This window comes from Nocardia sp. NPDC056952, assembly GCF_042674185.1.
In the GTDB taxonomy this organism is placed as follows: domain Bacteria; phylum Actinomycetota; class Actinomycetes; order Mycobacteriales; family Mycobacteriaceae; genus Nocardia.
The window spans coordinates 907746-920252 of the sequence record NZ_JBHURA010000002.1; the positions used below are offsets into that span (position 1 = coordinate 907746).

The 12507-nt window shown below is 68.6% G+C and carries 11 protein-coding genes and 1 pseudogene; 7 read left to right on the top strand and 5 right to left on the bottom strand.

Annotated elements, in window-relative coordinates:
• Entirely contained in the window at positions 1–168 is a 168-nt protein-coding gene (locus ACFTS5_RS11460; protein ID WP_378629929.1) for a hypothetical protein, read from the bottom strand.
• A 50-nt stretch (positions 169–218) separates the two neighbouring features.
• Here ACFTS5_RS11460 and ACFTS5_RS11465 point away from each other — a divergent pair, with 50 nt between their 5' ends.
• The 4 genes from ACFTS5_RS11465 to ACFTS5_RS11480 all read left to right on the top strand — a co-directional run bounded on the left by ACFTS5_RS11465 (position 219) and on the right by ACFTS5_RS11480 (position 4187).
• Positions 219–1364: an MFS transporter gene (locus tag ACFTS5_RS11465; RefSeq protein WP_378629931.1), complete on the top strand. Its 1146-nt coding sequence runs from the start codon at positions 219–221 to the stop codon at positions 1362–1364.
• Positions 1365–1428: 64 nt separating this feature from the next.
• The gene (locus tag ACFTS5_RS11470; RefSeq protein ID WP_378630036.1) at positions 1429–2295 is read left to right on the top strand and encodes an alpha/beta fold hydrolase; all 867 of its coding nucleotides are present in this window, start codon (positions 1429–1431) and stop codon (positions 2293–2295) included.
• 132 nt (positions 2296–2427) lie between these two features.
• A complete protein-coding gene (locus ACFTS5_RS11475; RefSeq protein ID WP_378629932.1) occupies positions 2428–3606 on the top strand; it encodes an alpha/beta hydrolase family protein in 1179 nt (392 codons plus the stop codon).
• Positions 3607–3785: 179 nt separating this feature from the next.
• Positions 3786–4187, top strand: a complete 402-nt coding sequence (locus ACFTS5_RS11480) for a helix-turn-helix domain-containing protein (RefSeq protein ID WP_378629934.1) — start codon at positions 3786–3788, stop codon at positions 4185–4187.
• A 24-nt stretch (positions 4188–4211) separates the two neighbouring features.
• Here ACFTS5_RS11480 and ACFTS5_RS11485 read toward each other — a convergent pair whose 3' ends face one another.
• Positions 4212–4826: a TetR/AcrR family transcriptional regulator gene (locus tag ACFTS5_RS11485; RefSeq protein ID WP_378629935.1), complete on the bottom strand. Its 615-nt coding sequence runs from the start codon at positions 4824–4826 to the stop codon at positions 4212–4214.
• 60 nt (positions 4827–4886) lie between these two features.
• On the opposite strand from ACFTS5_RS11485, the gene ACFTS5_RS11490 reads away from it, so the two are divergent.
• The 3 genes and pseudogenes from ACFTS5_RS11490 to ACFTS5_RS11500 all read left to right on the top strand — a co-directional run bounded on the left by ACFTS5_RS11490 (position 4887) and on the right by ACFTS5_RS11500 (position 8263).
• Positions 4887–5879, top strand: a complete 993-nt coding sequence (locus ACFTS5_RS11490) for a patatin-like phospholipase family protein (RefSeq protein WP_378629937.1) — start codon at positions 4887–4889, stop codon at positions 5877–5879.
• A gap of 40 nt (positions 5880–5919) precedes the next feature.
• Positions 5920–6579: pseudogene (locus tag ACFTS5_RS11495) on the top strand (flavin-containing monooxygenase); the annotation flags it as partial.
• 850 nt (positions 6580–7429) lie between these two features.
• Complete coding sequence (locus ACFTS5_RS11500) at positions 7430–8263, top strand: SDR family oxidoreductase (protein WP_378629938.1); 834 nt, start codon at positions 7430–7432, stop codon at positions 8261–8263.
• A gap of 129 nt (positions 8264–8392) precedes the next feature.
• Here ACFTS5_RS11500 and ACFTS5_RS11505 read toward each other — a convergent pair whose 3' ends face one another.
• The 3 genes from ACFTS5_RS11505 to pepN all read right to left on the bottom strand — a co-directional run bounded on the left by ACFTS5_RS11505 (position 8393) and on the right by pepN (position 12413).
• On the bottom strand, positions 8393–8983 hold the full coding sequence (locus ACFTS5_RS11505; protein ID WP_378629940.1) for a ClpP family protease: 591 nt from the start codon (positions 8981–8983) through the stop codon (positions 8393–8395).
• Positions 8984–9041: 58 nt separating this feature from the next.
• Positions 9042–9647, bottom strand: a complete 606-nt coding sequence (locus ACFTS5_RS11510) for a ClpP family protease (protein WP_378629942.1) — start codon at positions 9645–9647, stop codon at positions 9042–9044.
• Positions 9648–9821: 174 nt separating this feature from the next.
• Positions 9822–12413, bottom strand: coding sequence for an aminopeptidase N (gene pepN, locus ACFTS5_RS11515; RefSeq protein WP_378629944.1), 2592 nt, complete (start codon positions 12411–12413; stop codon positions 9822–9824).
• Positions 12414–12507 lie beyond the last annotated feature (94 nt).

A 12507-nucleotide genomic window follows, 5' to 3' on the forward strand; every position in this document is an offset into this window, starting at 1 on the left:
TCACGCGCCGGACGCGCGGCGAAAGATGCCGGGGGACTGGTCGTTCCAGCGCCACGTCGATTCCGTGACGATGCGAGCCGGACCGTCGGCGATACCCGCCGGATCCGGGCCCGCGGCGAATCGATTCCCGACGACTGAACTTCCCGAGAAGGGAATGGGGCCGGACATCTGCCTGTTGTAACCGTTCAAATAACGATAGACGGTTAGGGGTGGTGAGCATGCGACGTGAGCATCTTGCCTGGGCGGGGCTGACGGCGATGACCGTCTCGTTCGGGCTCAACTTCACGATGGGTGTGTTCTTCGCGCCTACGGCCGCGTCGTACGGGGTGTCGGCGACGGCGCTGGCCGTGGCCGCCGCGCTGGGCACCACGGTCACCGGCCTGGCGCAGCAGGGCATCGGCAGGCTGCTCGATCTCCTCGGGCCCAAGCTCGTGCTGATCGGCGGCCTCACGCTGATCTCGAGCAGCTATCTGGTGCTGGCCACGGTGACCGAGACCTGGCAGTTCGTCGCGGCCTACATGGTGCTCGGCGGATTGGGGTTCGCGTCGTCGTCGACCCTCGCCGTGACCACCCTGCTCGGGCGGGCACACGGTCCGCAGGTGGGCCCGGCCATGGCACGCGCCGCGATCGGCATCAACCTCGGCCAGCTGATCACGCCCTGGGCGGCGACCGCGCTGTTCGACCCGATCGGTGTGCGCGGCGCCTTCGCGCTGCTCGGCGCGGTCGGTCTGGGCGCTACCGCTGTGCTGTGGCTGGTGCTGCCCGCCGATCAGCGGGCGACGACCAGCGGCGGCGCCGGCGAATCGCTGGCTGATCGGTGGAAAGTGCTGGTGTCCTTCGGTTTCCACGCGGCCACCCTGTACGTGGTCGTCTTGATGCTGCCCGAACACGCGGTGGAGCAGGGCTGGTCGGTGGCCGGTGCGGGCAGGCTCGTGGCGCTGGCCGCGCTGGCGGCCGGACTGACCTCGGCCGCGATGGTGCGGCTGCTGCGGCACTACCCACCGGAATCACTACTGCGGGTGCTGTATTCGGTGCGCCTCGCCGCGTTGCTGCCCGCGGTGCTCGTGCCGGGGCCTGGGGTGCTGGTCGCGGTCGCGGTGTTGTTCGGTATCGCCTCGTTCCCCGTCATCCCGCTGACCATGGCCATCCTGTCGCGTGGTCTCGACCCCGCGCGGATGGGCCGCACGCTGGCGCCCGCGTGGGTGATCCACCAGCTCGCCGCCGCCACCGGGCTCGGCGTGGCCACCGTCGTGCACGCCCTCACCGACAGCTATCGCGGCTACTTCGCTCTCGGCCTGGTATTCACCGTCGTTGCCGTCGGCCTGATCGCCCCGGTTCGCCGTCGCGCACCGGTCACCGTCTGAATGCCGCCCCGGCCGAGCCTCCCGGGCTCGGCGCGAGTATCACCCACACAGAAAGAGATCCATGATGAACCAGGTAAGCCACCACACCGTCGAGATCCAGGGCCGGTCGGTCTTCTACCGCGAAGCCGGCGACTCGGCCAAGCCGACTCTGCTTCTGCTGCACGGCTTCCCGTCCAGCTCGGCCATGTTTCGCACCCTGATTCCCGCGCTGGCCGACGACTACCACGTGATCGCGCCCGATCACCTCGGCTTCGGCCAGTCGGCGATGCCGTCGGTCGACGAATTCGACTACAGCTTCGACACGCTCACCGAGATCACCCTGGAACTGCTCGACACCCTCGGCATCGACCGTTTCGCGCTCTACATCCAGGACTACGGCGCCCCCATCGGCCTGCGCATCGCCTCGCGCAATCCGGAGCGGGTCACCGCGATCATCACCCAAAGCGGTAACGCCTACCTCGACGGCTTCACTCCGTTCTGGGAAGTGTTGTTCGCGCATGCGAACGACCGCGCGACCCACGAGCCCGAAGTGCGCAAGCTGCTCGAGCTCGACGCGACGAAATGGCAGTACACGCACGGTGTTCCAGCCGACCGGCTCGCACTCGTCAGCCCGGACAGCTGGACCCTCGATCAGGCCTACCTCGACCGCCCCGGCAACAAGGAGATCCAGCTGCAACTGTTCTTCGACTACAAGAACAACCTCGACGGTTACCCGGCCTTCCAGCAGTATTTCGCCGAGCACCGCCCACCGACGCTCATCGCCTGGGGTGCCCACGACGAGATCTTCGGCGCCGACGGTGCCCGCGCGTATCTGCGTGACCTGCCCGACGCCGAACTGCACCTGCTCGACGCGGGCCATTTCGCGCTGGAGACGCACGGACCCGAGATCGCCGCGCTGATTCGCGACTTCCTCGGCCGGGTACTGGGCTGAGTCCGGTGGACGGCTGGGGGTCGTGGGGCGCCCAGCCGTCCGGGCGGCATCGAGTAACCTGGTCGGCGGTTTATCGGCCACGTCATGGGCCGTCGGCGTATCGGGGGAAACTTGCACGCACGTATTGCTCGGGTGATCGCAGCGGGTTGCCTGGCGCTGACCGCATCGGCCTGCGGCCAGGACAGCAGACCTGCCGAATTCGCCGCGGCCGCACCGCTTTCCGCGTTCTACAACCCCAGCGCGGAATCGATTCCGGGACAGCGTGGTTCGGTGATCCGCGCGCAGCCGCTCACCGGTGCGCAGGCGGTGCCCGGCGCCCGCAATTTCCTGACGCTGTACCGGTCGCTGGACGCGCAGGAGAAACCCGTCGCGGTATCGGGAACACTCGCGGTACCCGAGGGCGTCGCGCCCGCGGGTGGTTGGCCGCTGATCTCCTGGGGGCCGGGAAGCACCGGGGTCGCCGACGTGTGCGCGGCCTCGCGATCCGAAGGCTCCTCGCCGAGCCGGGACGAACAGGCTCGCTGGGTGGCCAAGGGGTACGCCGTGGCCAGGACCGACTATCAGGGCTTGGGGACGCCGGGCGGTCACGGGTACATGATCGGCGAGACCGAACAACGTGCGATGGCCGATATCGCCACGGCGGCAAGGGAAATCGACAAGACGGTCGGTTCACGCTGGGTGGCGATGGGGCATTCGCAAGGTGGCCACGCGGCCCTGTTCGCCGCCGTCGACGCCGCGGGGTGGACGCCGAACACGCCGCTGCTCGGCGCCATCGCACTGGCGCCCGCCTCACACCTGGGCGAACAGGTGCGGATGGCGAAGTGGGCGGCGTCGAATCCGCTGGGCAAGCTGGGTACGGGCGAGGTGTCGGTGTACCTGCCGCTGCTGGTGCGCGGCGCTCAGACGGTGACCGATGTGGACCCCGCCCGATTCCTCACCGGCCGGGCGCAGTCACTGCTGCCGGTCGCCGACTCCGAATGCACCGGCGGGCTGCGCGACAAGAGCAAGTGGGGCGGTCTGTCGGCGAAGGACGTGTTCACCGCCGACGGCGACGTCTCCGGGCTGCTGCGAGTCCTCGACGACAACGACCCGAGCGGCCTGCGATTCACCGTTCCGGTTCTCGTCCTCCAAGGTCGTTCCGACCTCACTGTCCCGTTGCAAGCGACAGACGCGATGGTCGCCGAACAGCAGGGGCGAGGCGAGTCGGTCGATTACCGCAAATACGACGACGTCGACCACAGCGAGATCGTCTCCGCGTCCTTTGCCGACGCGCTCGGCTGGGCAGACACCCGCTTCGGCATCACCCGCTGAATTGTTGGAGCGCTGGCGCGCTCGAGCGGGGCCCTTCGGGCCCCTGATCTTCCCTCCCTCCGGGTACTCCTTCGTCGCACCCTCCACTCAGTCCAGATCAGGGCGGGCCCCTTGTGCGTTGGTTACGCCCAGAGCAGAAGAGCCGGGTGTTTCGGTCCGGGGGTCCCTACGCTCGGAGTATGGGCGAGCACAGCGGGTTGCGGGTGATTCCAGGCGGACGCGGCGAACAGCAGTCGCGGCCGGAACCACTCTGGCGTGAGGCGCTGGGTGAACGGCTGCGCGCGCTGCGCCTGGAACAGCGCTCCACCCTTGTCTACACCGCGGGGCGGGCGGGCATCTCGCCGCAGTACCTCTCCGAGGTCGAGCGCGGTCGCAAGGAGCCGTCGAGCGAGATGATCGCGGCCCTGGCCGGCGCCCTCGGTACTTCGCTGGGGGATCTCGTCGCGCAGGTAGCCGAATCCATGCGCAGGCACGCCCTCGTTCCGACGCGCGCGGTCGTGCTGGGCGGGCAACGCCAGATCGCCCCCTCGAGTTCCGCTCCTCTCGCGCTGGCCCCGAACGCCGTTCTGCTCGCCGCCTGATCGGCCCGCACCGGGGCGTGGTGATCAGCCGTCCACTGCCGCGCTCGTGCGGCCGGCGGCGATCTGGCTGCGGAGTAGGTCGACGATCGCGCTGACGGGAAGTTCGGGGTCGATCGCGCGCTGCACGCCGAGGCCGATACCGAGCGAGAGTAGTTGCAGCGCCGCATCTTCGGCGGGAAGTGGGAGTTCGAGGCCGAGTTGATCGGCCTGCGTCTGGATCACCGAGGCGAGCATCGCCGTCAGAGTGCGTCGGCGCTCGGCGAGTTCGGTGCGGATCTCGGGCATGTGCCGGGTGCTCGTCGCGAACTCGACTTCCAGCGCGGTCCAGCCGACATCGCCGATGTTCTCGTCGGCCCATCGCGCGAATCCTTCGATCCGCTCCGCCATGGTGTCGTGCGTCAGCATCGCGTCCACGAGCGACTGGGCGCGCTCCACGTGGACGACGTCGAGCACGGCCAGGCCCAATTCGTGCTTGGTGGCGAAGTTGGAGTACACCGCGCCCTTGGAGAATCCGGCCTCGGTAGCCACCTTCTCCAAGGGGGTCACGTTGTAGCCGTCGGCCATGAACAGCCGCTTGGCGGTCTCGACCAGTCGTTCACGCGTGAGAGCGTGCGACTCCTTGCGCGTCATCCTGGCCATGTGCAGGAGTTTAGCAAAATGGGCTACCGCTGGAATTCAAATACCGTTAGTATTCGAAATATGACTACACGACGTGGCGTAGCGATCGGCTGCGGTGGCCTGCTCGGCTTCGCCTGGACCGCCGTAGCCCTCGACGCCGTCGAACGCGCGCTGAACTGGGACATTCGCACCGCCGATGTTTTGATCGGCACCTCCGCGGGCGCGGAACTGGTAGCTGCCCTCGGCTCCGGGCGCGCCCCCGCCGACCTGCTCGCCGCACTCGACGCGTCCCCGGATGCCGACCCGATTCTGGCCGCGCACGTCGCCGTCGACCCCGGCAGATTTCCCCCGCTCCCGGGGCTCGGATTCCCCGGCTTCGGCCTGGTCGGCGCCGGTCTGCGCGCTCGTTCGCCCTACACCGCGCTGGCCGGACTCCTGCCGCGCGGCGGCGGCGACGCCGACTGGTTGCGTTCCTTCGGTCATGCGCTGGCCGGCCCGAGCGGCTGGGTGCGCCACCCCGCGACCTGGATAGTCGGCGCCGACGCGGCAACGGGTGCGCGAGTTGCATTCGGAGCGGGTGACACTCGCATCGCGACGGCCGCCGGATCGGTCGCCGCCGGTACGCAGGCGGTCGATCTGGGTGATGCGATCGCCGCGTCCTGGGCCATCCCCGGTTGGTTCCCGCCCGTGCGGATAGGCGGCAAGAATTACGTCGACGGCGGTTCGGTGTCGTCGGTGTCGGCCGATCTGCTGGTGCCGCTGGACCTCGACGAGGTGGTGGTCATCGCCCCGATGACGTCCGAGGGCGGTGCACCGGCCACCGGCCTGAACCGGGTCGAACGCCTGCTCCGCACGCAGATGACCCGCGGCCTGGATCGCGAAGTCGCTCTGCTTCGCGCGGCGGGCACCCGCGTGATCCGCGTCGAGCCAGGTCCCGAGGAACTCGCCGCCATGGGCCCGAACTTCATGGACTCGGCCCGCCGACCGGCCACCGTCGCCGCCGCCCGTCGCGGCGTCGCGGCCCGAGTCACCGAGGCGCTGCGCGTCTCCACCCTCGCGGGCCGACCCACATGATCCGCCCGGCGCACCAGTTTTCGTTCGAAGGAGAAGTCGTATGAGCCGCCATCACGAGGTTGTTGTGATCGGAGCGGGGGTTTCCGGGATCTGTGCGGCGATCAAGTTGATCGAGGCCGGGGTCGAGGACGTGGTGATCGTCGAGAAGGCCGAAACCTTCGGCGGCACCTGGCGGGCCAACACCTATCCCGGGTGCGCGTGCGATGTTCCGTCCGGCCTGTACTCGTTCTCCTTCGCGCCGAACAGCGAGTGGTCGCGGCTGTTCGCGACCCAGCCCGAGATCCTCGACTACGTCGACCGGGTGGCGCGCGAGCACGGGCTGGCCGAACACACCCGCTTCGGGGTGGAAGTGGTCGGTTCGCGGTTCGATGAGACGGCGCAGCTGTGGCGGCTGGAAACCAGCGAGGGCCCGCTGAGTGCGCGTTTCGTCGTGTCGGCCGCGGGTCCGTGGAACGAACCACGCCTGCCCGAGATTGCGGGTCTGGCCGAATTCCCCGGCGAGGTCTTCCATTCCGCGCGCTGGAACCACGACTACGACCTGCGTGGCAAGCGGGTCGCGGTGGTCGGGTCCGGTGCGTCCGCGGTGCAGTTCGTGCCCGCGATCCAGCCCGAGGTCGCCGAACTGCACCTGTTCCAGCGCACCGCGCAGTGGGTGCTGCCGAAACTCGATCACCGCGTGCCCGGCTTCGAGAAGAAGGTGATGCGCCGATTCCCGTTCGCGCACAAGGCCTTGCGCGCGACCGAGTACGCGCTGATGGAAGGACTCGGGGTGGCGTTCCGGCATCCGCGGCCGCTGATGCAGACCGTGCAGGCCGTGGGTTCGGCGTATCTGCGTGCCGTGGTGCGTGATCCGGCACTGCGGGCGAAGCTGCGGCCGGACTATCTGCTCGGCTGCAAGCGAATCCTGTTCTCCAACAGCTATCTCCAGTCGCTGACCAAGAGCAATGTCGACGTACACGCCACCGGGGTCGCCGAATTCCGTGGCAACACCGTGGTCGGCGCCGACGGCACCACCGCCGAGGTCGACGCCGTCATCCTCGGCACCGGCTTCCACATCCTCGACACCCCGCTGGCCGACATCGTGCGTGGCGCCGACGGCCGCACGTTGGCCGAGCACTGGAAGGGCTCGCCCGAGGCCTACCTCGGCACCGTCACCACCGGTTTCCCGAATGCCTTCACCGTGCTCGGCCCCAGCCTCGGCACCGGCCACTCGTCGGCGTTCGCCATTCTCGAAGCCCAGGTCGCCTTCCTCGTCTCGGCGATCGAGCGGGCCCGCCGCGAAGGTTGGGCGGGGCTGGACGTGCGTCCCGAGGTGCAGGCGCGCTACGTCGACCAGGTGCAAACCGCGCTGGCGAGCACCGTCTACAACGCGGGCGGTTGCCACAGCTATTACATGGATGCCAACGGCCGCAACAGTTTCAGCTGGCCCTGGTCCACCGGGGAGCTCACCACTCGGGTCAGTGCGTTCGACCCGGCCGACTTCACCATCACCCACGACGCGACAGTGCCCGCATGAGCGACCGCGCGAACAACCGACGAGAGGCCACGACATGAGCTACCCACGGATCGACCTCGATGGCGCCACTATCGCGATCACCGGCGCCGCGCGCGGCATCGGACTCGCCACGGCCAAAGCCTTTGTCGAGCAGGGCGCCTACGTGGCGCTCGGTGACCTCGACGAAGCGCTGGCCGTGCAGGCCGCCGCCGAGATCGGTGACCACGCGATCGGCCACGCGCTCGATGTCACCGACAAGGCCTCCTACGCGGCGTTTCTCGATGCGACTGCCCAGTGGCGCGGCCCGCTGGACGTGCTGGTGAACAACGCCGGCGTGATGCCCAACGGCCCGTTCCTCGACCAGTCCGACCGCATCGACCAGCTCACGATGGACGTCAACGTCTACGGCGTCATCCACGGCATGCGCCTTGCCCTGCCCGCGATGGTCGCGCGGGGCTACGGCCACATCGTGAACGTGGCTTCGCTGGCGGGCAAGTTCCCGATCAAGGGGCTGGCCGTGTACAACGCCAGCAAGTACGCGGTGGTCGGCCTGACCGCCGCCACCAGGCTGGAGATGGACGCCACCGGAGTCAGTGTGAGCGCGGTCCTTCCGTCGGCGGTGCGCACCGAACTCAGCTCCGGTATCGACTACGGCATCCTGCCCGCCGTCGACCCCGAAGACATCGCCGCCGCCGTGGTCCGCACGGTCCGGACCCGCGCGGCCGAGACCGCGGTGCCCGGGTATGTCGGCGCGCTGGCCAACGCGTCCGGTCTCGTGCCGGAGCCGGTGATGCGGGCTTTGCGCAAGGTGGCCAACGACGACGCCGCCATCACCCGCGTCGACGACAACGCCCGTCGGGTGTACCTGGACCGCATCGAAAAGCAGTGAGATAACCACCACTCGGGTGTCCGGCGGGGCGAACCGGAACTGCCACGCTGGACCATCACTGGTCGGGATTCGGATCGGATCCGGTCGACAGTGATTGTCCAGCGTGGTCGGCGAAGCGGGAGCGGGCGATCACTCGCGCTCGTGCAGGACCTGGTCGACCAGACCGTATTCGAGCGCGGTCTCGGCGGTGAAGACCCGGTCCCGGTCGGTATCGCGGCGCAGGGTTTCCGGAGTCTGGCCGGTGTGCCTGGACAGGATCGCCTCGATCGCCGCGCGCATCCGGACGATCTCGTCGGCCTGCAGGATCAGGTCGGGAATGGTGCCCTGGCCGCGAGTCGCGGGCTGGTGCAACACGATTCGGGTGTGCGGGAGCATCGCCCGATGACCGGCCGTGCCACCCGCGAGGAGAACCGCGCCGACCGCGATCGCCTGGCCCACGCAGGTGGTGTGCACCGGCGCCTTGATGAATCGCATGGTGTCGTAGACGGCGAGCATGGCGGACAGGTCGCCGCCTTCGCAGTTGATGTAGAGGCTGATCGCCTGGCCGGGACTGTCGGATTCCAGGTGGAGCAGCTGGGCGATGAGCGCGTTGGCGACGCCGGAGTCGATGGGGGTGCCCAGGTAGACGATGCGTTCGCTGAGCAGGTGCGAGTAGATGTCGGTGATCCGCTCGCCGCCGCCGCGATGCTGGGACACGACATTGGGAATCGTATAGGTCATGAGAGTGCCTTCCGGACGGTGCGGAACGAGGTGGAATGGGGCCGCGCGGCAACAACTCTCATGCGGTGATGCCGATGCGGTGGCGGTTCGGGACGACCTGATCGAAGGATTCGACGATGTGGTCGATGAACCCGTACTCGAGGGCCTGGGGTGCGGTGAACCAGCGGTCGTGCAGCGAGTCCTCGTAGACGCGGTCGAAAGGCTGGCCGGTGTCGTCGGCGATGAGGCCGAGCACGGTATCGACGGTGTAGCGCAGGTCATCGGCTTGCACCTCCACTTCCACCGCACTACCGCCGATGCCCGCCGATCCCTGGTGCATGAGGACGCGGGCGTGCGGCAGGGCGTACCGCTTTCCCGGTGCACCGGATGAGAGCAGGAATTGCCCTGCGCTGCAGGCCAATCCGAGCGCCAGGGTGGACACCTCGCACGGAACGAGCCGCATCACGTCGCGGATCGCCAGCATCGACGGCACCGAGCCGCCGGGAGAGTGGATCCACAGCGAGATCCCGGCCTCGGGGCTCTGGGCGCCGAGGGTGAGTAGTTGCGTGATGAGCAGGGTGCCGTTGTCGTCGTCGAGCGGGCCGTCGAGGACGAGGATCCGGCGGCCGAACAGTTGTTCGCGGGCTCGCCAGCTGAACATCGGGGTCTTGTCGTCGTGTGCCATGGGTCCACGGTGCCTCGCGCACACCCCCGCGCGCCGCCGTTGCTGCCCCCAGCAGATCCGCTCACAGCAGCAAGGCCGGCCGCCCGAAGCTCCACTGCAGGCACGGGCCTCGGAAGGCTCCGGACAGGGAAAGGGCCCGGTGGCGAAATCGCGCCACCGGGCCCTTCGGTCGAACTACTTGGCGTCGAATTCCCGTGCGCGCAGGGAGCGTTCGATGCCCGCTCGGCCCTCGGAGACCAGGCGGTACAGGGCGGGTGGGTGGTCGCCTGCCAGGAACTCGTCGGCCTTGGTGACGGCTTCCTCGCTGATCGCCCAGTGCGGGTACAGGCCGATCACGACGGTCTGGGCGACCTCGCTCGAGCGGCGGTCCCAGACGGCGGGGATCTCGGCGAAGTACTTGTCCACGTACGGTGCGAGCACTTCACCCTGGCCGGCGGGAGCGAACCCGCCGACGATCGCGCGGGCGGTGATGTTGGGCACCGAGTCGTCGCCCATCACCGTGTCCCAGGCCTGCGCCTTGACCTCGGGGATCGGGCGTGCGGTGGCCGCGGTGGCCGCCTGGCGCTTGCCCGCCGCGGTCGGGTCGCCTTGCAGTTCGGCGTCGATGGTCGGGGAGGCCGGACCGTCGGCGTCGATCCGGCCCGCGGCGGCCAGCGCGGTGATGACGCGCCAGCGCAGGTCGGTGTCGACGGTGAGACCGGGCAGACCGGCCACCGCCGGGTCGGCGTCGAGGAGCTGTGCCAGCACCTCGACGTGGCGCGATTCCAGCTTCGCCCCGGTCAGCGCGTTGACGAAGGCGAGCTGATGGTCCGAACCCGCCTCGGCGGCGCGGGCCAGCTCGAGCAGCCGATCGGCGTAGGCCGCCCAGCCTTCCTGCTCGGCCCACGCCGGATCGGCGTAGCTCGAGATGGCGGTGTTGGCCTGCATGAGCAGCCGCTGCACCACCCCGATCTCGGATTCGGAGCCGATCCCGCGCTGCACGAGTGCCACGAAATCGCGGGCCTTCATCTCGGCCTGACGGGTCATCTCCCAGGCGGCCGACCAGGCCAGCGTGCGCGGCAGCGAGTCGGCGATGTCACCGACGCGCTGCACGACCACGTCGAGCGAATCGGCGTCCAGACGCAGCGAGCAGTAGGTGAGGTCGTCGTCGTTGACCAGCACCAGCGCACCGCGCGGCACGCCGACCAGCTCGGGCACCTCGGTGCGCCCGGTGGCGTCGAGGTCGAGTTCGACCCGGTCGGTGCGCACCAGCCTGCCGTCGACATCGTCGTAGACACCGATCGCGATGCGGTGCACGCGGTACTCGCCCGCACCGGGCGCGGCACCTTCCTGCACGACCGCGAAGCTCGAGAACGTGCCGTCCGCCGCGACGACGAAATCGGGGCGAAGGATGTTGAGGCCGGTGGTCTTGAGCCACTGCGCACCCCAGTCCGACAGGTCACGACCCGACGCCTTCTCCAGCGCCGCGAGCAGATCGTCGAACGTGGCGTTGCCGTAGGCATGCTCGGCGAAGTAGTCACGCAGGCCCGCCAGGAACGGCTGGAGTCCCACATAGGCGACGAGCTGCTTGAGCACCGAAGCGCCCTTGGCATAGGTGATTCCGTCGAAGTTGACCTCGACCGCGTGCAGGTCGGGGATGTCGGCGGCGATCGGGTGGGTCGAGGGCAGCTGGTCCTGGCGGTAGGCCCAGGACTTCTCCACATTCGCGAAGGTGGTCCAGGCGCTGGTGTATTCGGTGGCCTCGGCCTGGCACAGCACCGAGGCGAAGGTCGCGAACGACTCGTTCAGCCACAGGTCGTCCCACCACTTCATGGTGACGAGGTCGCCGAACCACATGTGCGCCATCTCGTGCAGCACGGTCTCGGCGCGACGCTCATAGGACGCGCGGGTCACCTTGGACCGGAACACGTAGTCCTCGAGGAAGGTGACAGCGCCCGCGTTCTCCATCGCGCCCGCGTTGAACTCCGGCACGAACAGCTGGTCGTACTTGCCGAAGGCGTACGGCACGCCGAAGTTGTTGTGGTAGAACTCGAAACCCTGTTTGGTCTCGGTGAACAGCCGCTCGGCGTCCATGTGGTCGGCCAGCGACGCACGGCAGTACAGGCCGAGCGGGATCTCGCCGCTCGCGTCGGTGAAGGTGTCGGACCACTTCGCGTACGGACCCGCGATCATGGCGACCAGGTAGGTGCTCATCCGCGGGGTGGTGGCGAACGTGTGGCGCACAACCGCGCCGACCTTGTGCTGTTCGATGTCGGCGCCGTTGGAGATGACCACCCAGTCCTCGGGCGCGGTGGCGACGATGTCGAAGGTGGCCTTGAGATCGGGCTGATCGAAGCAGGCGAACATCCGCTTGGCATCGGCGGTCTCGAACTGCGAGTACAGATACACGTTGTCGTCGGTCGGATCCACGAAGCGGTGCAGACCCTCGCCGGTGTGCGAGTACTCGCAGTCGGCCTCGACCACCAGCTCGTTGTTCTCGGCCAGCTCCGGCAACGCGATCCCGGTCGACTCGTCATAGGAGCTCACATCGAGCGCGACGCCGTTGAGCACCGCCGATCGCACGCGCGGCGCGACCAGGTCGATGTAGGTGGCGGCACCGGGGGTGGCGGTGAAGCTGACAGTGGTCTTCGACCCGAAGGTGTCGGACACCTCGGACCCCGCTCCGCGCGGCTGATCGGTGAGGTCGAGTTCGATCCGGTAGTTCTGCACGGCCACTACGGCCGCGCGTTCGACCGCCTGGTCGCGGGTGAGATTCGGGGCGGACATTGATCTCCTTCGTCGTCGACGAACACGGCACGGTAGTTCGGCGTCCACAATGCCACTTGCCGTCGGCGCCCGCTCACGAGTTTCCGCCGACGGG